The sequence below is a fragment of the Nocardia kruczakiae NBRC 101016 genome (assembly GCF_001612965.1).
Classification (GTDB): Bacteria; Actinomycetota; Actinomycetes; order Mycobacteriales; family Mycobacteriaceae; genus Nocardia; species Nocardia kruczakiae.
In genome coordinates this window covers 240599-265153 of record NZ_BDBL01000002.1, presented here as the reverse complement: position 1 = coordinate 265153, position 24555 = coordinate 240599, and the positions used below count along the sequence as shown (strand labels likewise).

Below are 24555 nucleotides of genomic sequence, written 5' to 3'. Positions count from 1 at the left end.
CCGCTGCGCGATTCAGCGCAGCAGATACGGCATGTTCACGGTGACGGCGCCGGTGGGACAGCGGGCCGCGCACGGACCGCAATACCAGCATTCGTCGACGTGCATGAACGCCTTGCCGTTGTCCGGATTGATCGCCAGCGAGTCCAGCGGGCAGATCTCCACACAGAGCGTGCACCCTTCGATGCACAGCGATTCGTCGATGGTTACCGGGACATCAGCCCGCTGATTGACCGACGCCATGGCGGCTCAGCCTCCAATCGTTGCTTTCCGTGGTGCGAATCAGACTGTCGCGCAGGGTGATCCGGTCACCACGCATGCGTATGTACTCCAGGTCCACCGGCCGCCCGTCGGCGAGATAGGTCAGTCGCTCCAGCAACAGCAGGGCGCTGCCCTCGGGGGCCTGCAGGGTGGCGGCGCTGTGGATATCGGCGGTGATCGCCTCCACCGCCAGATCGGCCGATCCGAGCGACTGGCCGCTGATCTGTTCGATGAGTCCGAAGATGTCCTCGGAGCGCAGATCGCAATCGAGCACCTGCTCGCCGATGTCGGGGGCCAGGTAGGTGTGGTCCAGGCTGAGGGGTAGATCGCCCAGATAGCGCAGCCGCTCCAGGTAGACCGCGGATTCGCCGGGTTCGAGCCCGAGCCGGCCCGCGACCGCGGGCGGCGGAGTGAGGCGCAGTGCCGCGCGCACCTCGTTGCGCACCTCGCCGTGGCCGCGCAGCGTTTCCTTCAGGCCGCGCAGGCTGTCCAGGCCGTGATCGTATTTGCGTTGTGCCACATAGGTGCCCACCCGGGGAACCCGGCCGATGAGGCCCTCGTCGCGCAGCAGTGCGAGTGCCTCGCGCACCGCGTTGCGGGACACCGCGAATTCCGCGGCGAGTTCGGATTCGGTGGGCAGCGGGTCCGGGCACTGTCCGGTGTGGATCTGCTGGCGCAGGACGTCGGCCACCTGGCGGGCCCGATCGGCCTTGCGAATGGTGCGTGCGCCGGCGCCGGGCGCCGTCGTCTCCGTCCCGGGGGCCGGGTGGTCGGCAGCGGAGCCGCGCTGCTGCCGCAGGGGTACCGGATCGGCCGTCATCTCCACCTCCTAACGCTTGTGACCTGCGGTTTCCGAGCGTAACGGGGGTGTGGTGGCCGGAGTGCCGCCCGCACCGCCGACGGCGGCCGGGTGTGCGGTTATCCGCCGCCCGCCCGGGCGGCGGACCTGCTGAAATCCGGGCGATCGAAGGTAATGCGCCACCTGCGGTGATGGGGGCTCACATTCAAATCAGTGTGAGCGCAATATGTGTCCTACCCGTTCGCTGGCGCGGCGCAGAATCGGGATGTTACCGTTTTACACATGTCCACCAGCCGTTCGAACCGCACACGGGTCACCTACGTGACCGTGGCGCTCGGTGTGCGGCTGCCGCGGCAGCGGGAACTGTGTTGTTCCCGGCCGCGCAGCTGAGACCGCTCCAGTCGTCCGTCTGTCGACCCTTTCGGGCCCTTCTCGCTGCCTTGTTGCCGATGTAGTTCCGTCTCTGCACGAGACTTTCGACAAGGACTTCGCCCCATGACGAGCCCCACCCTCGAACGACAGTCTTCCCCCACTCGTCCGCGGCCGGTACGCAGTGTGCCGCGGCCGGTGGTTCCGCCGGAATTGCGGATCACCGACAACCCGGCGGCCGCCGTCCTGCGCGCCGCCACCCGCGGACCCATCTTCCGCGACAATGCCGCTCAGACAACGGGTTTGAGCATCGCGACCGTGAATCGCCAAGTGTCGGCGCTACTTTCGTCCGGCCTGTTGCGAGAACGCGCTGATCTCACCGCATCCGGTGCGGTCGGGCGTCCGCGTGTTCCGTTCGAGGTCGAGACCGACCGCTTCGCCACGTTGGGCGTCCACATCGGTGCGAATCTCACCCGGATCGTGGCCGCCGACCTGTCCGGCCGCATTCTGGGCGGGCTGGAGATCGCCACCCCGCAGGCCGCGCAGGAGGCGGCCATCACCATCATCGCCCGCAGCGCGAAGGCATTCCTCGACCGATTGCCGCGGCGCCGGCCGTTGTGGGTCGGTGTGGCGCTGGCCGGACGGGTCGATCCCGTCGCCGGCGTCGTGGATCACCCCCGCCTGGATTGGCAGTCGGCGCCGGTCGGCCCGATCTTCGCCACTGTGCTGGACCTGCCGGTTTCGGTCGCTGCCCACGTGGAAGCGATGGCTGCCGCCGAACTGCTGCTCACCACCGGTACACCGGACCGTTCCGGTGCGCAGGACCGGCCCGGCAGCAGCCTCTACATCTACGGCCGGGAGACGGTCGGCGTCGCGGTCACGCTGCACGATCGCGTCTACACCCCGGCGAACGGCCCCGGTTCGATCGCGCATCTGCCGACCGGATCCGATATCGATTGCTCGTGCGGCCGGCGCGGCTGCTTGGAGGCCACGGTCGGTGAGGCGGCGGTGCTGGCTCGCGCCGTGCGCGCCGGCATCGTGCCGAAGCGGGAGGCGCCGCGGAAGCCGGTGATCGCCGAGCTGTACAAGGCCGCCGAACAGGGTTCCGCCCCGGCTCGCGACATGCTGTTCGAGCGAGCCGAGATCCTCGGCAACACCGCGGCGCTGGTGCGCGACATGTTCAACCCCGATCGGGTGGTGCTGGGCGGACAGGCCTTCACCGGGTACCGGCCGGGACTGGAACGGGTCGTGCAGGCCTTCGGTCGCGCCACCACTCTCGCCCCGGCCGACCTGCGGATCAGCCGGTTCGGCGGGCGGGTCCAGGAGCATGCGGCGGCCGTCACCTCGCTCAGCGTCTGCTACGCCGATCCACTGTCGGCGCTGCGCCGGGCCACGCGCTCGCGCTGAGCCGGCGCAGACGGCCGGGGTGGTACGGCCACCCCGGCCGAGGTCGCTCAGCCGGGCTTGACGCCGGTCAGCACGCCTGTGGACGGCTTGATCGTCCGATAGTCGAGATCCTGAAAACCCGTCTCCTGCAGCGCTTTCCGATACCGTCTGATATCGATCGCGGCGGGATCCATATGCCTGCTGAGTCGTTTCGTCAGCTGCCCGTGCACGCCCGCGGGCGCCATATCGGCGAGCAGCACTCGTCCTCCGGGCCGTAGCACCCGCCACATCTCCGCCAGCGCGCGACCACGGTCCGCCTCGGGAATGTGGTGCATACCGAACGTGCAGGTGACCACGTCGAACGCCGCATCCGGCAGCTCCAGCGATTGGGCCACGCCGTGGTCGAAGCGGCAGTTCGCCCGCCCACCGGACCTCGCGGCGGCGTAGTCGACCATTTCCCGCGCCGCATCGATTCCGACGACTTCGCCGCCCGGGCCGACCCGATCGGCGAGCGCGAACACCAAAGTGCCCGGGCCGCTGGCGATATCGAGCGCGCGCCCACCCGGCGGGGCGCCACTGGCGGCGGCGAGGGCGGCCGCGTGCCGGCGACGTCTGCCGCCGAAGAAGACATTGGTGAACGCGCTGTAGCCGCGCGGGTTGGTGATCAGGATGCCGTGAGGATCTTGTTCGATTCGGAACATGTGTTCATGATCTGAGGTAAGTGTCTGCTCCACCAGGAGCAAAAGCACCGAATCCGTTCGATTCCGCACATCCGGAGGCACAGTGTCCGAGAACGATCGCCGCGTCCGACGGACCCGGAGCACCCTGCATCGTGCCCTGATCGAGCTCATGATCGAACGTCCCTACGACCGCATCACCGTGCAGGACATCCTCGACCGCGCCGACGTCGGCCGCTCGACGTTCTACGCCCATTTCCGCAGCAAGGACGACCTGCTCGTGGTGAGCGGCACCGAATTCCTGCGGGCGGCGCTCGCCCGGCGCTCCGGTGACCCGATACGAGCCATCGTCGAACTGGCCGAGGGGCACCGCGAGGTCTACCGCGCGCTTCTCGGCCCGAAGAGCACCATGGTCGTCGTACGCGGCACCCAGCAGATGATCGCCGGAGTTCTGGCCGATCAGGGCAGTGCGGAGCCCGACACCACATTTCTGTCGTGGGGACTGGTCGGGCTGCTGGCCGCCGTGGCCGAAGGCCGCACCACCGCTCGGGCGGCCTACGAGGTCGTCCGGCGGATCAGTGACCCGACGTCGTGAACAGCCCCTCCAGTGCGGTGATGAAATACGGGAAATGCCCGGCGAACCGGTGCAGATTCCGGTCGCGGTCGAAGCCGCCGAACCAGTAGAGCCCGGCCTGACGGTCGGCCCCGGGATCCACGTCGCGGAAGGTGCGGATCCAGTTGTCGGCCCGGCCACCGATGATCGTGAACGGCAGCGCTCGCGAGAACAGCAGTTCGCGATCGGCCGGCGGGATCTGATCGGGCCGCTGGGCGTCCAGTCCGTTCTGCAGGGCCTTCACCTGGGCGGCGAGCGCGCGGCCGGCGGCGGTCCGCACCGGTAGATACCGGCCGAGCAGCAGGATGGCCGCACCGCCGAGTGCGATGGCCACGCCGACCAGCGCATAGCCGCCGGCGACGGCGAGGCCGACGGTCGCCCCCGCCCCGACCACCAGCAGCGCGATGCCGATCCAGAAGGCGAGCCCGCGCCGGTCGTGATCGATCAGCGTGCCGCGCTCGAGCGCATCGCGGCGCAGCGCCGAGCGGACGGGCTCGGCGGCGACGCGTCCCGGCGCTCGCAGTTCCGACAGCAGTACCGAGTCGGCGCCCTCGGGCAGCAGGGTGGTGTAAACGTGCTTTTCGTAGCTGCGCAGTTGATCGTCGGCGGGATTCACCCGGGTGATGCGCCACTCCGAATCGCTCACCGCGGCGATCCACAGGTAGCGCCGCACCGCCAGATCGACCACCGTGGCGGCGATATCGGCGGCATCGGCGGAGCCGTCGAGCAACAGGCCCGCCTCACCCGGCAGGATGCCGTCGGGGGAGACGAATTCGCTGTGGTTTCCGTTGCGCTGCACCGGATCCAGGGTGCCGGTGGAGGTCAGGGCCGCGGCGTCCTGGCGGCGAGACCGGGCCAGATAGGCGCCGAAGGCGGCCACCGCCGCCAGCAGGACACCGAAGGCGATCAGCACCGGGGCGGTGACGGCGAAGGCGCCCGACCCTCGGCCGCCGCGAATATCGGCGTTGGCCTTCACCGTGCCGGGCGGCATCTGCAGTGTCACATCGAGGATGTCACCTTTGTGCAGGTTCTCCTCGTGCATGGTGAGGACGCCGTCCGGTTCGACGCGAGCGTCGTTGCATTTGCGGGTGCTACCCACCGAGCCGACCGTGCAGTCCGCGATGCCCATCTGATAACTCGGGCTGATCACCGAACCGTCGAACGACGCGACATCGGTGTTGATGACACCCGTCCAGTGGAACACCTGCGTACCCGGCGCATCGGCGACCGTCCCGTGCACGGTGTACTTGAACGACGATTCCCCCGGCGGCGCGTCCACACTGAACACATCGCCCGCCACCTTCGCCGAACCCGGTCCGGTACTGGAGATGTCGGTCACGCCGAAGCGGCGTTCGCTCCCGTCGTCGCGTCCCACTCGCAGCGGCAGCGCCATGTGGAACTGCCCACCCGGCGGCACCTTCACGGTTTCGGCCACCTCGAGCAGACCGGCCTCGCTGAGTTTGACATCCGCGATGATCGACACACCCGTGGGCTCCTGTGCCCGAGCGGCCGGTGCTGCGGCGAACAGCCCGACCGCGGTCAACAACAGAGCGCCGAATGCGCCCCCCCGAAAGATCAGCATGGGGCAGTAGCTTAGCGGCGGGCCACTGTGCGAGCAGGGGTCGGCGAATCCGGTGGCTTGCTATTCTGCGTCGGCGGCTGTCGCCGGAGAGCGGTGGCTGTCGCCGGATGAGGAACGGACAAGGGGGAGTGGGGGAGTGAGTCGACCACCCTACGGGCACGGCCCGAATCCGCCGGGCGGACGGCCGGTTCCACCGTATGGTCCGGGCGGTCCACGGCGCCCGGGACCACCGCCGGGATACGGTCCCCCGCCCGGCCACTCGGTACCGCCCGGTTATCCGCCTCCACCCGCTTATCCGCCGCCTCCGGGTTACGCCGCGCCCGCCGGATCCCCGCAGCGCGGATATCCCACGCCGGCCGGTTACGGAGCGAGCCCCGGATACGCTGCGGGACAGGGGCTTCGAGCCCCTGCGCCGCCCGGTCATCGCCCGCCGATTCCGCCGCCGCGGCCGTACGGCCCGGCCGGCTCGCGCCCCGCTCCGCCGCGCAAGCGAGGCGGGGGCTTCGGCGCGGTCGTCGTCGTGATCTTGCTGATCGTCACCTCGGGCCTCATCCGCTTCGCCGTGCGGACCGGATTCGACGCCACCTCCCATACGGGGGAACACGGCAACTACAGCTACAACCCCCCGCCCGGAAAGGATTCCGGGGGCGTCGCCGAAACCGGCGCCAATCCACTGCTGGCCGACCCGGGGTCGCCGCTGAGTCCGGCGCGCTGCCCGTATACCCCGTGGAGCACGCAGGTCGACGCCGCGCGGGCGTTCTTCGACAGTGCCGCGTCCTGTCTGGCCGACGCCTGGAAACCGGTGCTGGAGAATGCGAAATTGAAGTTCACGCCACCGAAACTCGTCGTCACCGCCACCACTTCGGGCATCACCACGCCGTGCAGCGGATCCAGCAGCAATTTCGCGGCCTTCTACTGCGGTGCGGATCAGACCATCTACATGCCGATCAGTCAGCTGCAGACGGACATGTTCCACGATCACTGGGAGATCTACCTCTCGGTCTTCGCCCACGAATACGGGCACCACATCCAGGCGCTGTCCGGAATCCTCGGCGCGGCGAACAAGCAACGCCGCCAGACCGGCCTCTACAGCGACGAGGGGCTCGACCTCTCGCGACGAATCGAATTGCAGGCCAACTGTTTCGACGGCATGTACTTCGCATCCTCGGCCGGGGGAAAATCGCTGACGCCGGTGCAGGCGCAGTCGGCGCGCAAGGACGCCTACGGCCGAGGTGACAGCGCAGGCGACATGCGCAGCCACGGCACCGCCGAACACGCGGGCGACTGGTGGAGTACCGGATACGACAGGAACGCGACCGCGCCCTGCAACACCTTCGTCGCGCCGTCCGGACAGGTGAGCTGAACCGCCATGCCGCAACCGCCGAGATATCCACCGCCGCAGGGGGTTCCGCCCTACGGTCGCCCACCCTACGGTCCGCCGCCCGGGTACGGGCCACCACCCGGATACGGCCCGCCGCCGGGGTATCCGCCACCCGGTCCGCGCCCACCGTACGGTGCGCCGCTACCGCCGCCGGGTGCGTATCCGGTCGGGCCCTACGGCGGACCGCCCTTGCCGCCGCCCGGCTATTACGGCCGTCCGTATCCGCCGCCGCGGTCCGGTGGCGGCGCGGTCGGGGCGGTCCTCGCCGTGCTGTTCGTCTTCGTGGTGGTCGGCGGGCTGGTCGCGTTCGCGACCATGGGAGGTCGTGACAATTCGTCGGCGTCGTATTCGACATCGACGCCGAGCTTCACGTATACGCCGCCCACCTGGGCCACGAGCACCAGCGAAACCGCCACGACCGCGCGGTCCACGACGACGCCGTATCCGTCCACGACGAAGCCCTACTACCGCACGACGACTGTCGTGCCGACGACGAAACCGGCCGGCCCCCAGCCTGTGGCGGCCACGGCGGCCAATCCGATCTTCGACGATCACAACTCCGGGCTGATCAACATCTCCTGCGGCTACCCCCGATGGGGTTCCGATGTCGCGTCGGCGACAGCCTTCTTCCAGGCGGCGAAATCGTGTCTGGACCGGATGTGGCAGCCGGTACTCGCGGCGCAGAACCTCCCGTTCTCCAGCCCCACCGTGAGTGTTCCGGCGAGTGGCGCGAACGCGGCGTCACCGTGTGGCAGTTCCGGCAGTTACGCCGCGTTCTACTGCTCGGCGAACAATACGATCTACATGCCACTGGATCACATTCAGACCGAGGTGTACGGCGATCGCTGGTACGTCTATCTGGGGGTCTTCGCGCACGAATACGGTCACCATGTGCAGGCCATCTCCGGCATCATGTCCAAGATGAGCCGGGACCGCTATAGCGCCGGTACCAATTCCGCTGCGGGACTGGAGCTTTCGCGTCGACTGGAGTTGGAGGCGCAGTGCTTCGGCGGCATGTTCATCAGCTCCTCCGAGGTGGCGGGTACGGTCTCCAACGACCAGGCCTACTACGTGAAACAGGACAACTATCGACGCGGGGACGATCGTTCCGACGTGCGCGACCACGGGGCCAACCAGCACTACGGGGCGTGGTACGCGCAGGGTGAGGACAACAACCGGACCTGGATGTGCAACACCTGGGACTCCCCGTCGGATTCGGTGTCGTGATCGGCGCAGGGATCGCAGAGGCCTGAGCGTTACCGGTCCTCGCGCAACTGCGCCAACCAGCGCGCACCCTCGTCGGGGTCCGGTGTCTTCCCGCCGATGACGTCCAGCACCGCATGCCCGAGGCAGGCCGCCGCCAGGACCCGGTCGGCGACGGCCTCGGCATCACCCCACGGCAGATGAGGTTTGGCGATGAGCAGAGACGCGATACCGTGCGCGGCGGCCCACAGCTCGAGCACCAGCGGCATCGGGTCACCGGGTGCGATCACACCGGCGTCCATCGCCTCCCGCACGGTCTGCGAAAACCGTTGGAACGCACCACTGCCCAGCACCACATCTACCGCTGAGGGGCCTTCGCCGGGCGAGGCGGCGGTGGCGACGCGGTATTGACCGGGATGCTGCAGAGCGAAGCGCACATAGGCCAGGCCCTGTTGACGCATCCGGGAGATGGGGGAGACGGCCGGATCGGTCGCGGCGCCGATGGCGGCGTCGAGATCTTCGAACACCTCCGCCACCGCGGCATCGATGAGGTCGTCCTTGTCTGCGAAGTGGCGGTAGATCGACGGTGCGGTGACGCCGACCAGCCCGCCGACCTCGCGAATCGACACCGACTCGGCATTACCGGTGCGCGCCAGCAACTCTCGTGTCGCGGTCAGGATCTCGGCGCGTAGTTCGGTGCCGGAGCCGCGGGCCGAACGGGGACGGCTGGAACGCGTCACGGCCGCCCCGCCGGAGCCGGTTCCGCCGTCGGTTGCGGCGCTGCGGGCGTGGGGTGTTCGGTGAGGCCGAACCGTTCGTGCCAGCGCGCCAACGGCCCCGGGGCCCACCAGTTTCCGCGGCCCATCAGTCGCATCAGGGCCGGAACCAGCAGCATCCGGATGACGGTGGCGTCGGCCAGCACGGTGATCGTGAGGCCGAGTCCGAACATCTGCATGAACGACACCTTCGCGGTGATCATGGCGCCCAGCACGATCGCCATCAACAGCGCGGCCGCGGTGACGATGCGACCGGTCCGGGCGACGCCGATGGCCACCGAACGGTCGTTGTCCGCGGCGGTGCGGTCGGAGGCCAGCCAGGCCTCGCGGATGCGCGAGAGCAGGAACACCTCGTAGTCCATCGACATGCCGAAGGCCAAGCAGAACATCAGAATCGGCATGGTCGGCACCAGGAATCCGGTGGGCGTGAAGCCGAGCAGCCCCGAGAAGTGTCCCTCCTGGAAGATCCACACCATCATCCCGAACATCGCGGTGAGCGAGAGCGAGTTGATCACTACGGCTTTCAACGGGAGCACCACGCTGCCGGTGAACAGGAACAGAACCACGAAGGTCGCGAGTGCGATCAGCGCGATCGCCAGAGGCAACCGTTGTCCCAGTGCGTTCAGCGAGTCCACGTTCATCGCCGCCGCACCGCCGAACAGCGCCGGTGAGGGCGCGGGCACATCGCGCAACGCCTGCAACTGATCCTTGGCCTGTGCCGAGTAGGGATCGAATGCCGATGTGACGGTGAGGTATTGACCGGAGTCGTTGGCCATGCCCGGCGCGGCGCCGCCCATCCGCGCGCCGGACACGTAGACACCGCTGCTGGACAGCACCGCGTTCACGCCCTCGACCTTCGACAGTGCCGTGGCATAGCCGCTGATCGCCTGGGGTTCGCTCGGTGCGCCCGGCAGCACGATCGTCGTTCCCGTGCCGGAATTCACGGCGGGGAACTCCGCTCGCAGTTCGTCGCCGACCGCGCGGCTGGTCGAACCGGTGGGCAGCACCCGGTCGTCGGGATAGCCGAACTTCACCCCGAGGAACGGCGCGCCGACCGCGAGCAGAACCGCGACGATCGCGACGGAGACGGGCAACGCGCGCCGCATCACCCAGGTGACCGCGCGATACCAGCCGGATTCGCGCTCCGGTCGCGAGGTGGGCTCGGGCCGCCCGAACAGTTTCCGGATCGCCACCCGCAGATTCCAGGAATTGATCCGATCGCCGAGCAGCACCAGCGCCGCGGGCAGGATCACGATCGAGGCGATCGCCGCGGCCGCCACCACCGCGACCCCGGCATAGGCGAACGACTTCAGGAAGTACATGTCGAAGACACTGAGCACCGCCAGCGCGACCGTCAGCGCGGAGAACAGCACCGTTCGCCCCGCGGTCTGCACCGCGCGCACCGCCGCCGCCTCGTGGGTGGAACCGGCGGACAATTCCTCGCGGTATCGGCTGACGATGAACAGGCTGTAGTCGATCGCCAGGGCCAGCCCCAGCGCGGTGGTCATATTCAGCGCGTAGATCGACACATCGGTGAAGAGGGTGAAACTGCGCAGAATCGCGAGCGTGCAGAGAATCGCGAATATTCCGACCGCCAGCGGCAGCGAGGCCGCGATGACGCTACCGAACACCAGGATCAGCACGATCGCCGTCAGCGGGACCGCGATGCCCTCGGCCATCGCCAGATCCTTGGTGACCTGATTGTTGACATCGTGGTAGACGGCGGCGATTCCGCCCGCCTGCACGGTCACCCCGGGTGTGGAGGCGGGCAGGGTGCTCGCGATCTCACCGGCGGTGCGCTGAGCCTTGTCGTCGCCGCCCGTCAGGTAGGCCATGATCAATGCGCTCGTGCCGTCGATACTGCGCAGGGCGGCGGCCAGTTGCGGTGGACTGGTCCAATACGAGCGGACGCCGACGGTATCGGAGCGACTGCCGAGCCGGGCGGCGATATCGGCGCCGACCGCACGGGCCGGGGCCGACTCCACGCCCTCGTCGGCGTGCACGAGCAGCACCAGATTGGGCTGGGCGCCGTTGAACTGATCGGCCACCAGTTGAGCCGCGCGGGTGGATTCGGCCTTGTCCGAGGTGAATCCGCCGGCTTGCAGACGGGCCGTGACCGTCGCGCCGAATCCGCCGCCGATCAGGGCCAGGGCGAGGGCGGCGAGAAGCACCCGTTTCGGATACCGCGTGGCGAGCCGTGCGATTCGGGTCAGCATGGGTGCTCCTCGGGCGGCCGGCATGGGTAACGGCGTTAGCGTAACGCCGTTACCCCGCCCCGGCGCAAGAGGAAAGGCGGTTCGGCCTCAGCGATCCCCGTCGCCGGCGGGACGCTCCCCGCCGCCGTGCGGATGATGGCCGAACAGGCCCCGCGGCGCGTGGCCGTGCACACCCTCGACATAGGCGGTCTCGGCGTGCAGCGCGAAGTCGATACCGCCGACCTCGTCCTCCTTGCTGACCCGGAAGCCCATCACCCGATCGATCACCTTGCCGATCAGATAGGAGACGCCGAACGCCCATGCGGCGACCACCACGACGCCGACCGCCTGTTTGCCGAGCTGCGCGAGTCCGCCGCCGTAGAACAATCCGCGCGATCCGCCGGTCATCACCCGGTTCGCCAGCAGTCCGATCAGCAGGGTGCCGACCACGCCGCCGGTGAAGTGCACGCCGACCACATCGAGCGAATCGTCGTAGCCCGCCTTGAATTTCCAGCCGACGGCGAACGAACAGACCACACCCGCCGCCAGGCCCACGATCACCGCGCCGAGTGCGTTGACCGAACCGCAGGAGGGCGTGATCGCGACCAATCCGGCGACCGCACCGGAGGCCGCACCGAAGGTGGTCGGGCGCCCGTCGCGGATCTGCTCGACGATCAACCAGCCGAGCATGCCCAGACAGCCCGCGACCAAGGTGTTCAGGAACACCGCGGCGGCCAGTCCGTCGGCCTTGAACGCGGATCCGGCGTTGAAGCCGAACCAGCCGAACCACAGCAGTCCGGCCCCCAGCAGCACGAACGGCAGATTGTGCGGGCGCATCGCGTCCACCTTGAATCCGATCCGCGGTCCCAGGACCAGGGCCAAGGCCAGAGCCGAAGCGCCGGAAGCGATTTCGACCACCAGGCCGCCGGCGAAATCGAGTACCCCGAAGGAGGCCAGCCAGCCGTTCGGACCCCAGACCCAGTGCGCGATCGGCGCGAACACCACCAGTGCCCACACCGGGACGAACACCATCCACGCGGAGAACTTGGCGCGATCGGCGATGGCGCCGCTGACGAGTGCGACGGTGAGGATCGCGAACGTCAGCTCGAAGGTCGCGTACAGCAGTTCCGGAATGCCGCTGCGTACGGTGCCCGGGGTGATGCCGGTCATCGCGAAATGTTCCAGCCCGCCGATCAACCCGCCGCCGGCGTCGTCACCGAAGGCCAGGGTGTAGCCGAACAGCAGCCACACCACGGTCACCAGCGGGATGGAGATGAAGCTCATCATCAGCATGTTCAGCACGCCGGTCGTGCGCACCATGCCGCCGTAGAAGATCGCCAGGCCGGGGGTCATGAGCAGGACCAGCGCGGTGCTGGTCAACAGCCACGCCGTGGCGGCGGGGTCGATGGTCGGGGGCACGGACAACTCCTTTTCCACACGCGTTCGCGTGGCAAGAAACTACCGAACCCCCTGTGTTGCGCCGATGAGCGAGTCTGGTACTTCCGTTCGGATTCAATTCCCGCGCTTGCGGGCCTGCCGGGTCAGCGCACGCCGACCGCGGGCCCCGGGGACCGGCAGATCGTCCTCGAGCGCGAGCCATTGCGCGGTGACGAGCCACTGCTGCTGGGTGCGCGCGTCGGCGGTGTCGTTGAAGACGCGGCGGCCGCGGTCGTCGCGCAGCTCGTGCGCGAGGATCGACCAGCGCGGCGGGCGGCCGTGCGCGGTGCGGTAGGCGTCCAGGAACTCGGCCACGAGGGTGCCGATGGTGTTGACCGGGCGCAGCGACACGCGGTTGCCGAATTTCGCGGAGTGGAAACGCCGGGCCGCGCACAGCGATCGCGGCGTGGCATCGAAGGCTATCCATCCCGCGCGCTGCGCTCGTTCGACGAGCCACAGATGTTTGACCGCGTTCGGGGCGATATCGCCGACGCGTTCGCGAATCAGCGTCACCATCGGTTCGGCGGTGAGAATATCGCGGCGAGTGGGTCCCATCGCGTGGGTGTTTCGATAGTCCTCGGTCAGCTCGGCGAGGGTGCGGCCGAATTCGTCGATACTGCGCTGCGCGCGCCGGCCCAGCCGTTCGATGCGTGCGGCCTCGGCGCGTATCCGATTCTGCGCGATCAGGGTGTCGATGGCCGGCAGGGTCGGAACCTGGCCGCGGTCCAGCAATTCGAGAATGGCACCCGCGGTGGCCGGATCGGCCGCGGCCGAAACCGGCAGCGAATCTCGGTTGCGCGAGAAATCGCGGGGGCTGATGGCGCGGCGGAGCAGATCGGTGGCGGCCCGATCGCCGGCGAAATCGGTGTGTGAGAGCCAGGCGGCGGCGATGTCGTCACACGACGGCACGGTCGTCATAACCCGTCATTACCTCCGAAACATTGTTGTGCCCCGGTCGGGATGAGGGACCGACCGGGGACACCAACCTGATGAAGGTTTGGCTACCGAAGTTGCCGAAATCAACGTTAGTCACCGGGGCGGACCGGGCGCTAATCGGGTGACGGAATCGTTACGTCCATTATTTCGGTCGCAAACGGGGAGCGCGTCCGAAAGTTTTCGTCACCCGGCGGCTCGCAGACGAAATCGGAGATATTTTCACACTGTTTCCGATTGTCGGGCGGGAACCGATTGTCGACCAGGTCGGTTGTCCGCCTCGAGATCGGACGAAAAGAATGCTTGTGATGTACATCATAGTTTATATATGGCCGTGATCGTTTCGGCGGGCGGGGTGGATACCCGGTGCGCGAATGGTTTCCTGTCGGTGTTCGCCGGTACCCTCGGGCCGTGGCTCTGTACCGGAAGTATCGACCGGCAACCTTCGCCGAGGTAGTGGGGCAGGAGCACGTCACCGATCCGCTGAGTACCGCGCTCGACACCGGGCGGATCAGTCATGCCTACCTGTTCTCCGGCCCGCGAGGTTGTGGCAAGACCTCCTCGGCGCGCATCTTGGCGCGCTCGCTCAACTGCGTCGAGGGCCCGACTTCGCGACCGTGCGGAGTATGCCCGTCGTGCGTCGCGCTGGCCCCGGGCGGGCCCGGCAATCTCGACGTCATCGAACTCGACGCCGCCAGCCACGGCGGGGTGGACGATACCCGTGAGCTGCGCGATCGCGCTTTCTACGCACCCGCCGAATCGCGGTACCGCGTCTTCATCGTGGACGAGGCGCATATGGTCACCACGGCCGGATTCAACGCGCTGCTGAAGATCGTCGAGGAGCCGCCGGCCCATCTGATCTTCATCTTCGCCACCACCGAGCCGGACAAGGTGCTGCCGACCATTCGCTCGCGCACCCATCACTATCCGTTCCGGCTGCTGCCACCGGCCACCATGCGCGGGCTGCTCGGCAAGATCTGCGAGCAGGAGCAGGTGCAGGTCGAGGAATCGGTCTATCCGCTGGTGATCCGGGCCGGCGGTGGTTCACCGCGTGACAGCCTCAGCGTGCTCGATCAGCTGCTGGCCGGCGCCGGCGCCGAAGGCGTCACCTATCCCCGGGCGCTGGCCCTGCTCGGCGTCACCGATATCGCGCTGATCGACGAGGCCGTCGACGCGCTGGCCGCCGACGACGGCGCGGCCCTGTTCGCCACCGTCGATCGAGTGGTGGAGGCCGGCCACGACCCACGCCGCTTCGCCACCGACCTGCTCGAACGCATCCGCGATCTGATCCTGCTGCGCGCGGTTCCCGATGCCGTCGAACGCAATCTGGTCACCGGCCCCGGCGATGTCATCGACCGGATGTCGGCCCAGGCCGACCGCATCGGCCCGGCCACCCTGGCCCGCTACGCGGAGCTGCTGCACGAGGGCCTCGGCGAGATGCGCGGCGCGACCGCACCCCGCCTCCTGCTCGAGGTGGTGTGCGCCCGCATGCTGCTGCCCTCGGTCTCGCAGGCCGAATCGGCGGCGTTGCAGCGGCTGGAACGCCTGGAGCGGCGGATGGAGTCGGGTGGTGTCCCCGCCGCAGCGCCGCAGCCGTCCGCCGCGCCCGCCGCCTCGGCGCCGGAGTCTGCCGGTGGCGCGGCCCGGTCGTCCGGAGAGTCGCGTCGCCGTGGCGCGGAAGCGCTCGCCGCGATGCGGGAGAAGAAGAGCGCGCCCCATCCGGCGCAGCGGGCGCAGTCGCCGACCGGCCCACAAGCACCGGCGGCGGCGCAATCACAGAACGAATCGGAAGATCAACGGCCGCAAGGAGTTTCGGCCGAGACGCAGGGTGCGTCCCCGGCGGCGGCCGATCGCCCGGTTTCTGACGACCGGCCCGGTGCCGCCGGGATCTCGGCGAGTGGTGGGCAGGTCTCCGCGACCGCCTCCGCAGCGGCCGTCGGTGCCGTATCCGCCGACAGTGAAACCGCCCGCCCGGCGTCGGCCGGTGCGGGAGCGAGTGAAAAGCTCACGGCGACAACCGGTTCGGATGCCGAATCAGGAAATGCGGATCAGATCGCCGGGTCCGGGCAGGACGGTGCGTCTCCCTCCGGCGTGCGGCCGGTGACCGACACCGAGCGACATGCCGGAACGGCGGAGGTTGCTCCCGATTCGGGCGCAGGCGAGTCGGTCGCCGTCCCTCAGCCGCCGGCTGCGGATTCCGCGGCCCGAGCGGAATCGTCCGGCCCGACGCATCCCGCGCCCGGCGATGCCACCTCCACTGCCCATCCGGGCGGCTCGGTGTCGGCCGGATCCGACGACGCCGCCGGGCGCGGCCACGGTGGGCCGGGCGCGACCGCTTCCGGCGATGTCGCCAACGGGCCCGAAACGGGAGGCGCGGCCGCCGAAGGAACCGCCGAGGCCGATCAGGGCTCGGAGCCGGCCGGTGTGGCAGCCCGGTCGACGGGTGCCGCGAGTTCGAACGGTCCGGATGCCCACACTCCCGAGGTCGAGTCCGTCACCGATTCCGGCGCTGCCCGGTCTTCCGAGTCGGCTTCGGCCGACAGCCCGGAGTCGCGGGTTCCCTCGGATGCGGAGGCGGACGGGATCGCGGATACCCCCGCGGAGTCGGTGACGTCACCCGCAGCGGCGGGCAGTGGCGATGTGCTGCGGGAGATCGAGGCCGCCTGGGCCGATATCCGGGCCAAGGCGCGGGAATCGAGTGCCGCCTTGCACGCGCTGCTCTCGGGTGCGGTGGGGGCCGTCCGGGTCGAGGGCGACACGATCGTGTTCGCGCATCCGCATGCTCCGCTCGCGCAGCGGTTGTCGATCACACAGAACATCGATGCCGTGCGGGCCGCGGTGCACGCGGTGATCGGCCGGCCGTACGGCGTCCGGTGGGAAGTCGGGGCGGGCGACGCCGGTGCGCGTTCCCGTGGTGCGGCGTCCGAGCGACCCGCGCGCGGCGGCGCCGAACCGTCGGCCGGTCGCGGTGGGCGTGGGGACAATCCGGGCCAGTCGCAACCGCCGCGATTCGTCCGGCCCAGCCAGAGCCAGGCGCAGGCGGCGGAGGGCGAGACCCGCGGCGGTCAGACCGATACCCGGGGCGCCGCGGCCGATCGTCGCGACGGCCAAGGGCAGGGACAGCGGCGGGAGTTCCGTCCGCCGCGCGGTGCCGGCGCCGCCGACCGAACCGCGCCCGACGACGATATTCCGCCGCCCGAGGCGCCGGACCTCCCGGACGACCCCGGGCCGTCGGACTACTCGCCGGTAGGTTACGACGGTGTCCCACCTGCGTTGACGCCGGAAGAAGAGCAGGAGATGTTCGCGGAATCGGCGCGACCGGTCCCGCCGGAACAGCGCCGCGACCCCGATGAGGTGGCCTTGGAGTTGCTGCGAACTGAGTTGGGTGCCACACATCTGGGTGGTTGACAGTCACCTGCCGGAATACGTTAAGTTAACCGGAGTTCGCATCCCGCTGTACTATGAACGGGTGGTCGTCAGCATCGGTGCTACGAGGTTCTATGGTATGCCCAGGCATACGGGCATCCCGGAGCCTCGCAGGTCGATGCGTGTCGGCGTTTGTACAGCGTTATGCGCTCGGCGGACTTCCGGAGGGAACCGTGTGTGACCTCCCGGTTCGCCGGTGTGGTGTGCCTGAGGGCTCGCCGGGATCGAACACGGTCGGTCGGATGGCCGGTCGGCACCTTTAAGGAAGGAAACACTCCGATATGACCACAGAGGCCTACATTTTCGAGGCCATCCGCACCCCGCGCGGCCGCAACAAGAAGGGCTCGCTGCACTCGGTCAAGCCGATCGATCTGACGACCGGTCTGGTCCAGGAGCTGCGCAACCGCTTCCCGAACCTCGACGAGGATCGCATCTCGGACATCATTCTGGGTGTCGTGTCGCCGATCGGTGACCAGGGTGCCGACATCGCCCGCACCACCGTGCTGACCGCGGGCCTGCCCGACACGGTCGGCGGTGTGCAGATCAACCGCTTCTGCGCCTCCGGCCTCGAGGCCGTGAACATGGCCGCGCAGAAGGTCCGCTCCGGCTTCGAAGACCTCGTCATCGCCGGTGGTGTCGAGTCGATGTCGCGCGTGCCGATGGGCTCCGACGGCGGTGCGCTGTTCGCCGACCCGGCCACCAGCTACGACCTCTACATCGCGCCCCAGGGCATCGGTGCCGACCTGATCGCCACCATCGAGGGCTTCACCCGCGAGGACGTCGACAAGTTCGCCGTGCGCTCGCAGGAACTGGCCGCGCAGGCGTGGTCGGGCGGCTACTTCGCCAAGTCCGTCGTGCCGGTCAAGGACATCAACGGCCTGACCATCCTCGACCAGGACGAGCACATGCGTCCCGGCACCACCGTCGAGGATCTGGCCAAGCTGAAGCCGTCCTTCGCGGGCATCGGCGAAATGGGTGGCTTCGACGCCGTCGCGCTGCAGAAGTTCCACTACATCGAGCAGATCGACCACGTGCACCACGGCGGTAACAGCTCGGGCATCGTCGACGGCGCCGCGCTGGTGCTGGTCGGCACCGAGGAGGCCGGCGCCGCTTCGGGTCTGACCCCGCGCGCCCGCATCGTCGCCACCGCCACCAGCGGCGCCGACGCCACCATCATGCTCACCGGCCCGACCCCGGCGGCGCACAAGGCGCTGGCCAAGGCCGGTCTGTCGGTCGACGACATCGATCTGTTCGAGATCAACGAGGCCTTCGCCTCGGTCGCGCTCAAGTTCCAGAAGGATCTGAAGATCCCGGACGAGAAGCTGAACGTCAACGGCGGTGCCATCGCGATGGGCCACCCGCTGGGCGCCACCGGCGCGATGATCACCGGCACCATGGTCGACGAGCTGGAGCGCCGCAACGCCCGCTACGCCCTGGTGACCCTGTGCATCGGCGGCGGCATGGGTGTGGCCACCATCATCGAGCGCGTCTGATCCCCACCCTTCACATTCTCCAGGAGAACGAAAAACTATGACAGAGAACATGATCGGCTGGGAAAAGGACGCCGACGGCATCGTCGTGCTGACCATGGACGACCCGAACCAGGGCGCCAACACGATGAACGAGCTCTACAAGAGCTCGATGCACGCCACGGTGGACCGCCTGGTGGCCGAGGTCGACGACATCACCGGTGTCGTCATCACCTCCGCGAAGAAGACCTTCTTCGCCGGCGGTGACCTCAAGAACATGATGAAGACCACTCCGGAGAACGCTCCGGACATCATGGAAGAGCTCACCAGCATCAAGGCCGACCTGCGTCGCCTCGAGACCCTGGGCAAGCCGGTCGTGGCCGCCATCAACGGCGCCGCGCTCGGCGGTGGCCTGGAGATCGCGCTGGCCACGCACTACCGCATCGCCGCCGACGTCAAGGGCGTGCAGATCGGTCTGCCCGAGGTCTCGCTCGGCCTGCTCCCGGCCGGTGGCGGTGTCACCCGCATCACCCGCATGCTCGGCATCGCCGACGGCCTGATGAGCGTGCTGCTGCAGGGCAACAAGTTCAACGCGCAGAAGGCCAAGGCCAAGGGCCTGATCAACGAGGTCGTCGGCAGCGTGGAGGAACTGGTCCCGGCCGCCAAGGCGTGGATCACGGCCAACAAGGACAACGCCGAGGCCGCCACCCAGCCGTGGGACCGCAAGGGCTACAAGATCCCCGGCGGCTCGCCGTCGAGCCCGGCGCTGGCCGCCAACCTGCCGGCCTTCCCGGCCAACCTGCGCAAGCAGCTCAAGGGCCAGAACATGCCGGCCCCGCGGGCCATCATGGCCGCCGCGGTCGAGGGCGCGCAGGTCGACTTCGACAACGCGTCGCTGATCGAGTCGCGCTACTTCGTCTCGCTGCTGACCGGCCCGGTCGCGAAGAACATGATCCAGGCGTTCTTCTTCGACCTGCAGGCCATCAACAACGGTGGTTCGCGTCCGAAGGACGTGCCCAAGCGTGAGATCAAGAAGGTCGGCGTGCTCGGCGCCGGCATGATGGGCGCGGGCATCGCCTACGTCTCGGCCAAGGCCGGCTTCGAGGTCGTGCTGAAGGACGTCTCCCAGGAGAACGCCGACCGCGGCAAGCAGTACTCGGTGAAGATCGAGGAGAAGGCGCTCTCGCGTGGCAAGACCACCGAGGAGAAGTCCAAGGCGCTGCTGGATCGCATCCACCCGACCGCCGACCCCAAGGATCTGGCCGGTGTCGACTTCGTGATCGAGGCCGTCTTCGAGAACCCCGACCTGAAGGCCAAGGTCTTCCAGGAGATCGAGGACGTCGTCGACGCCGACGCGCTGTTGGGCTCCAACACCTCCACCCTGCCGATCACCCTGCTGGCCAACGGTGTGAAGCGGGCCGAGGATTTCATCGGCATCCACTTCTTCTCCCCGGTCGACAAGATGCCGCTGGTGGAGATCATCCGTGGTGAGAAGACCTCCGACGAGGCGCTGGCCCGGGTGTACGACTACACCCTCGCGATCCGCAAGACCCCGATCGTGGTCAACGACAGCCGCGGCTTCTTCACCTCTCGCGTCATCGGCACGTTCATCAACGAGGCCATCATGATGCTCGAGGAGAACATCGACCCGCAGACCATCGAGCAGGCCGGTCTGCAGGCGGGCTACCCGGCCGCGCCGCTGAAGCTGAGCGACGAGCTCAACTTCGAGACCATGCAGAAGATCTTCAAGGAGACCAAGGAGGCCGCCGAGAAGGACGGCATCGCGATCTCCGCCGCTTCGCTGGCCTCGGGCCGCGTGGTCGAGACCATGATCGACAAGTTCGATCGCAAGGGCAAGCTGCACGGTGCGGGTTTCTACAACTACGCCGACGGCAAGACCGCCGGTCTATGGGAGGGCCTGCGCGACGCCTTCAACTCCAAGCGTGAGCTGCCCGAGGGCGTCACGCTGCAGGACCTGAAGGACCGCATGCTCTTCATCGAGGCCATCGAGACCCAGAAGTGCTTCGACGAAGGCGTGCTGACCAGCACCGCCGACGCGAACATCGGCTCGATCTTCGGTATCGGCTACCCGGCCTGGACCGGTGGTGTGCACCAGTTCATCGTCGGCTACCCGGGTGGCACGAAGGGCTTCGTCGCCCGTGCCGAGGAGCTGGCCGCGAAGTTCGGTGAGCGCTTCCAGGTGCCGGACTCGCTGCGCAAGTAAGGTTCTCGCCCGCCGAGATTCCCTGCGACGGCCCGGATCACGTTCCCGCGTGATCCGGGCCGTTTGCTGTCTCGTCGCTCTCACCGGCATGGCCGCGGCCGACGGAAACGGTCACGACTCGAAGCGAGCGGAACTGCGCCCGGATGCGCATGGACCGCGCTACGTTGGAGTGAGGGCGGAACGTTCGAGGTGGCCAGATGAATCCACAGACGGGCAAGGTCCGCAGCGACGACGATCCCGATCCCGCGGCGGACTCGGAGGCAGCCGCGGGGGCGAATACCCAGCGCTACCAACCGATTCGCATCGCCGACGAACTCGAGGCGATGGGGCTGTTCGATGCCCAGGAGATCGGGCGCGGCGGTTTCGGGGTGGTCTATCGCTGTGCGCAGCGGGCGCTGGATCGCGTGGTGGCGGTGAAGGTGCTGTCCTCGGAGATCGACGAGGAGAGCCGGGAGCGGTTCCTGCGCGAGGAACATGCCATGGGCCGGCTGTCGGGCCATCCGAATATCGTCGACGTCCTGCAGGTCGACGTCACCCCCAGCGGTCTGCCGTTCCTCGTCATGCCGTTCGCCGCGCACGGCTCGCTGGAGCAGCTGATTCGCGATCACGGCCCGCTGAGCTGGTCGGATTCGCTGCGGGTCGGCGTGAAGCTCGCGGGCGCGATCGAGAGCGCACATCGCGTGCACGTCCTACACCGCGATGTGAAACCGGCGAACGTGCTGCTGAGCCGCTACGGCGAACCGCAGCTGACCGATTTCGGCATCGCGCGCATCCCGGGTGGCTTTCAGACCTCGACCAGCATGATCACCGGATCACCGGCCTTCACCGCGCCGGAGGTGCTCAAGGGCGAGGAACCGACCGTGCGGTCCGATGTGTACGGTTTGGGCGCCACGCTGTTCGCGCTGCTGACCGGGCACGCCGCCTTCGAACGCCGCTCCGGTGAGCGCGTGGTCGCCCAATTCCTGCGGATCACCACCCAGCCGGTTCCCGACCTGCGCGAACAGGACATTCCGGCCGATGTGGCGGGCGTGATCGAAGCGGCGATGGCTCAGGATCCCGCCGATCGTCCGGCCTCGGCCCTGGAATTCGGTCAGGAGATGCGTGCCGTGCAGATCGCGCACGGCGAGACGGCCGACGAGATGGCTCTGCTCGACGGCGAAACGACCGACGGCCGCACGGCCGAATCCGACGCGACGGCGTATCCGATCACCTCACGCCGCAGCCGCGCGGTCCTCGGCGTGCCGGCACTGCGCACTCCGGGGCCGCCCGGTCTCGCCCAGCCCGCGACGCTACCGCCTACGGCCGCAACGAAATTCCGTCCGCCGACCCCGGCCCGCGAGCCGATTCCCCGGCCCCGGCTGCTCGATATCCTGCGCACGGGTGGCCGCCGCCGGCTGGCCGTGATCCACGGACCGGCGGGCTTCGGAAAAAGTACGATCGCCACCCAGTGGCGCGCCGAACTCACCGCCGACGGCATCGCGGTGGCGTGGATCGGGATCGATCACGACGACGACAACGAGGTGTGGCTGCTGGCCCATCTGATCCAGGCCATCCGGCGCGTGGCGCCGGATATCGGTACCGGGCTGGCCGAGGTGCTCGAGGAGCGCCCCGCGGAGGCGGTGCCCTATGCGATCTCCACGCTGATCGACGAGATCCACAGCGGCGGGCAGGTCGTGGTCGTGGTGGTGGAGAACTGGGATCGGGTCACCGACGAGGGCGCGCACCGGGTGATGGATGCGTTGCTGGAGAACGGATGTCACCATCTGCGCTTCGTGATCACCGCCCGCGAGCAGGTCGCCCTGCCGCTGAGCCGGATGCGGGTGTGTGACGAGCTGGTCGAGATCGACAGTCACGAACTGCGGCTCACACTCGCCGAGACGCGTCGGATCCTGCTGGAGCGCAACGAGTTTCCGCTGACCGATGAACAAGTCGAACAGATCCACGCCGCCACCGACGGATGGCCGGCGGCGATCCAGCTCGTCAGCTTGTCGCTGCGCGGCGCCACCCCGGGCGCGCCGGTCGACCCGGCCCAGCTGATCGCCCATCTGTCCGGTGGAAATCACGCCATCGGGGAGTATCTGGCCGAGAACGTGCTGGCCGGGCTCGAACCGCGCATGCTCGAATTCCTGATGTCGATCTCGATCGCGGAGAAACTCAACGGCGGGCTGGCCGCGGCACTCAGCGGCGAACCGGATGCCGAGCAACTGCTGGAGCAGGCGCAACAGCGTGAACTGTTCGTCACCCGCGTCGAACACGATCCGGGCTGGTTCCGGATCCAGCCGCTGTTCGCCGAGCAGTTGCGCGCCCGGCTCGAGCGAGTGCATCCGGGCAAGTTGAAGTCGTTGCACCGCAAAGCGTCTCGCTGGTATGCCGAACATCAGCAACTGCGCAAGTCGGTGGACCATGCCCTGGCCGCCACCGACCTGAAGATGGCGGTGGATCTGGTCGAGAACGGCGGCATGGATCTGATCGACACCTCCCGCCTGGCGACCCTGCTCGGCACCGTCTCCAAACTTCCTGTGCAGCAGGTGACTTCGCGCTCGAAGCTGTTGATGACGCTGGCCCGGGCCAATATCAACCTGCAGCAGTCCGGAGCGGCCCGCACCGCGCTCGGGCGACTGTCGAATATGCTCGCCCGCAGCTCCCCCTCGGATGCCGATGCCACCCGCCAGCGGTGTGAGGCCGCGGTGTTGTCGGCCGCCGACCTGGTGGCCCGCGACCGCACCGACGGTGTGCTGGAGAAGGTGCTGCCGTGTCTGGAGGAGCCCGACGAACTGCCGCCGTGGACGGTGTCCACCGCCGCGAATCTGGTGTCGTTCGTGCGGTTGTGCGATTTCGATTTCGACGGTGCGCTCTCCATCCAGGACTGGGCGGCGCCCTATCACAGCAGGTCCAAGGATCCGCTCGGGGTGGTGCTGGGCCTGCTCAACACCGGCGCGGTGGCCTATGAACAGCTCGATATCGTCACCGCCACCCGGTGTTACGAGAAGGCCTGGCAGATCGGTCGGGAGCGCTCGGGCCCGCGTTCGCACGCGGTGCGGGTGGCCGCCGCGCTGCTGGGGGAGCTGACCTATCGGCGCGGCGATCTGGAGGCGGCGGACCGGCTGCTCGAGCAGAGCCATCAGTTGCCGGCGCGGATCGGTGCGGTGGATTTCATGATCACCACCTTCGTCGTGGGCGCGCGGGTCAAGGCCGTGCTCGGCGATACCGAGACCGCGCGCGCCCGGCTCGACGAGGGCGCGCGGGTGGCCGCCGAGCGCAAACTTCCGCGCATGGCCGCCCACATCCGGGCGGAACGGCTGCGGTTGGGGCTGGTCGAACCACCGGCCGGGCCGGAGCCGTCCGCCCCGGTGCTGCGCCAGTCCGCCGGCACCGCCGCGCTCACCGCGGAGGCCGAGGAGGTCGCGGCCGTGCGCGTGCTGCTGGCGCGGCACTATCGCGGTCTGGACGGGAAGAACGTGGCGGCCGAGGGCCTCGAATCGGCGGTGAAACGGGCGCGCGCGCTCTACGGCCGGATGGTCGAACAGAACCGTCCCCGAGCGGAATTGGATGCCGCGCTGCTGCTGGTCGAATGCCTCTCGGTCGCGGGATGGAACGGCGAGGCGATCACCTCACTGCTGCCGGCGCTGGACCGCTGTGCCCGATTGGGCTGGACCAGACCACTTCTCGACGCCGGCCCGGAGTTGAGCTATCTGCTGCATTCACTGCGTGACGACGTGCTGCTCGCCGGTGAGGGCACCGGATCGTTCGATATTCCGCGGCCGTTCCTGAACGCGCTGCTGCACCGATAACGCCGGCGGGCCGGATTCGTCACCACGAATCCGGCC

General features: G+C 68.4%; 16 protein-coding genes. 8 read left to right on the top strand and 8 right to left on the bottom strand.

Annotated features, from left to right (window positions below; genetic code table 11):
* Nucleotides 1-12: 12 nt before the first annotated feature.
* Together NK1_RS02605 and NK1_RS02600 are read right to left on the bottom strand one after the other, a co-directional pair.
* Nucleotides 13-240 (bottom strand): 4Fe-4S dicluster domain-containing protein, encoded by a 228-nt coding sequence (locus NK1_RS02605; RefSeq protein WP_030516520.1) that lies wholly within the window; start codon nucleotides 238-240, stop codon nucleotides 13-15.
* Nucleotides 215-1078, bottom strand: coding sequence for a GntR family transcriptional regulator (locus NK1_RS02600; protein ID WP_084460538.1), 864 nt, complete (start codon nucleotides 1076-1078; stop codon nucleotides 215-217). Before NK1_RS02600 ends, NK1_RS02605 begins: the two co-directional genes overlap by 26 nt.
* 474 nt (nucleotides 1079-1552) lie before the next feature.
* Here NK1_RS02600 and NK1_RS02595 point away from each other — a divergent pair, with 474 nt between their 5' ends.
* On the top strand, nucleotides 1553-2833 hold the full coding sequence (locus tag NK1_RS02595; protein WP_063006946.1) for an ROK family protein: 1281 nt from the start codon (nucleotides 1553-1555) through the stop codon (nucleotides 2831-2833).
* A 47-nt stretch (nucleotides 2834-2880) separates the two neighbouring features.
* On the opposite strand, the gene NK1_RS02590 is transcribed toward NK1_RS02595, so the two are convergent.
* Nucleotides 2881-3513, bottom strand: coding sequence for a methyltransferase domain-containing protein (locus NK1_RS02590; protein ID WP_063905880.1), 633 nt, complete (start codon nucleotides 3511-3513; stop codon nucleotides 2881-2883).
* 82 nt (nucleotides 3514-3595) lie between these two features.
* Here NK1_RS02590 and NK1_RS02585 point away from each other — a divergent pair, with 82 nt between their 5' ends.
* Nucleotides 3596-4084, top strand: a complete 489-nt coding sequence (locus NK1_RS02585; RefSeq protein ID WP_245660312.1) for a TetR/AcrR family transcriptional regulator — start codon at nucleotides 3596-3598, stop codon at nucleotides 4082-4084.
* Here NK1_RS02585 and NK1_RS02580 read toward each other — a convergent pair.
* A complete protein-coding gene (locus NK1_RS02580; protein WP_063006944.1) occupies nucleotides 4065-5684 on the bottom strand; it encodes a DUF2207 family protein in 1620 nt (539 codons plus the stop codon). The two genes, NK1_RS02585 and NK1_RS02580, sit on opposite strands and share 20 nt — an antisense overlap.
* 520 nt (nucleotides 5685-6204) lie before the next feature.
* Between NK1_RS02580 and NK1_RS02575 the strand changes: the two genes are divergently transcribed.
* Together NK1_RS02575 and NK1_RS02570 are read left to right on the top strand one after the other, a co-directional pair.
* Nucleotides 6205-7047 (top strand): neutral zinc metallopeptidase, encoded by an 843-nt coding sequence (locus NK1_RS02575; protein WP_245660311.1) that lies wholly within the window; start codon nucleotides 6205-6207, stop codon nucleotides 7045-7047.
* Between the two features lie 6 nt (nucleotides 7048-7053).
* Entirely contained in the window at nucleotides 7054-8292 is a 1239-nt protein-coding gene (locus NK1_RS02570) for a neutral zinc metallopeptidase (protein ID WP_245660310.1), read from the top strand.
* Between the two features lie 29 nt (nucleotides 8293-8321).
* Here NK1_RS02570 and NK1_RS02565 read toward each other — a convergent pair whose 3' ends face one another.
* The 4 genes from NK1_RS02565 to NK1_RS02550 all read right to left on the bottom strand — a co-directional run bounded on the left by NK1_RS02565 (nucleotide 8322) and on the right by NK1_RS02550 (nucleotide 13594).
* Nucleotides 8322-9008, bottom strand: coding sequence for a TetR/AcrR family transcriptional regulator (locus tag NK1_RS02565; protein WP_063006943.1), 687 nt, complete (start codon nucleotides 9006-9008; stop codon nucleotides 8322-8324).
* Entirely contained in the window at nucleotides 9005-11260 is a 2256-nt protein-coding gene (locus NK1_RS02560) for an MMPL family transporter (protein WP_063006942.1), read from the bottom strand. The genes NK1_RS02565 and NK1_RS02560 overlap by 4 nt, the downstream gene beginning before the upstream one ends.
* An 87-nt stretch (nucleotides 11261-11347) precedes the next feature.
* Nucleotides 11348-12658 (bottom strand): ammonium transporter, encoded by a 1311-nt coding sequence (locus NK1_RS02555; RefSeq protein WP_063007051.1) that lies wholly within the window; start codon nucleotides 12656-12658, stop codon nucleotides 11348-11350.
* 93 nt (nucleotides 12659-12751) lie between these two features.
* On the bottom strand, nucleotides 12752-13594 hold the full coding sequence (locus NK1_RS02550) for a hypothetical protein (RefSeq protein ID WP_245660309.1): 843 nt from the start codon (nucleotides 13592-13594) through the stop codon (nucleotides 12752-12754).
* Between the two features lie 426 nt (nucleotides 13595-14020).
* Here NK1_RS02550 and NK1_RS35515 point away from each other — a divergent pair, with 426 nt between their 5' ends.
* The 4 genes from NK1_RS35515 (at nucleotide 14021) to NK1_RS02530 (ending at nucleotide 24519) form a co-directional block, all read left to right on the top strand.
* Entirely contained in the window at nucleotides 14021-17017 is a 2997-nt protein-coding gene (locus NK1_RS35515) for a DNA polymerase III subunit gamma and tau (RefSeq protein ID WP_084460520.1), read from the top strand.
* Nucleotides 17018-17316: 299 nt separating this feature from the next.
* Nucleotides 17317-18528 (top strand): acetyl-CoA C-acetyltransferase, encoded by a 1212-nt coding sequence (locus NK1_RS02540; protein ID WP_063006940.1) that lies wholly within the window; start codon nucleotides 17317-17319, stop codon nucleotides 18526-18528.
* A gap of 37 nt (nucleotides 18529-18565) precedes the next feature.
* Nucleotides 18566-20728: a 3-hydroxyacyl-CoA dehydrogenase NAD-binding domain-containing protein gene (locus tag NK1_RS02535; RefSeq protein WP_063006939.1), complete on the top strand. Its 2163-nt coding sequence runs from the start codon at nucleotides 18566-18568 to the stop codon at nucleotides 20726-20728.
* Nucleotides 20729-20925: 197 nt separating this feature from the next.
* Complete coding sequence (locus tag NK1_RS02530) at nucleotides 20926-24519, top strand: serine/threonine-protein kinase (protein ID WP_063006938.1); 3594 nt, start codon at nucleotides 20926-20928, stop codon at nucleotides 24517-24519.
* Nucleotides 24520-24555 lie beyond the last annotated feature (36 nt).

Excerpts from the sequence above, each read along its gene's own strand:
- NK1_RS02535 (WP_063006939.1), top strand. The coding sequence starts at position 18,566 with ATGACAGAGAACATGATCGGCTGGGAAAAGGACGCCGACGGCATCGTC.
- NK1_RS02550 (WP_245660309.1), bottom strand. The coding sequence starts at position 13,594 with ATGACGACCGTGCCGTCGTGTGACGACATCGCCGCCGCCTGGCTCTCA.
- NK1_RS02605 (WP_030516520.1), bottom strand. The coding sequence starts at position 240 with ATGGCGTCGGTCAATCAGCGGGCTGATGTCCCGGTAACCATCGACGAA.
- NK1_RS02590 (WP_063905880.1), bottom strand. The coding sequence starts at position 3,513 with ATGTTCCGAATCGAACAAGATCCTCACGGCATCCTGATCACCAACCCG.
- NK1_RS02560 (WP_063006942.1), bottom strand. The coding sequence starts at position 11,260 with ATGCTGACCCGAATCGCACGGCTCGCCACGCGGTATCCGAAACGGGTG.
- NK1_RS02595 (WP_063006946.1), top strand. The coding sequence starts at position 1,553 with ATGACGAGCCCCACCCTCGAACGACAGTCTTCCCCCACTCGTCCGCGG.
- NK1_RS02530 (WP_063006938.1), top strand. The coding sequence starts at position 20,926 with ATGAATCCACAGACGGGCAAGGTCCGCAGCGACGACGATCCCGATCCC.
- NK1_RS02540 (WP_063006940.1), top strand. The coding sequence starts at position 17,317 with ATGACCACAGAGGCCTACATTTTCGAGGCCATCCGCACCCCGCGCGGC.
- NK1_RS02570 (WP_245660310.1), top strand. The coding sequence starts at position 7,054 with ATGCCGCAACCGCCGAGATATCCACCGCCGCAGGGGGTTCCGCCCTAC.
- NK1_RS02580 (WP_063006944.1), bottom strand. The coding sequence starts at position 5,684 with ATGCTGATCTTTCGGGGGGGCGCATTCGGCGCTCTGTTGTTGACCGCG.
- NK1_RS02600 (WP_084460538.1), bottom strand. The coding sequence starts at position 1,078 with ATGACGGCCGATCCGGTACCCCTGCGGCAGCAGCGCGGCTCCGCTGCC.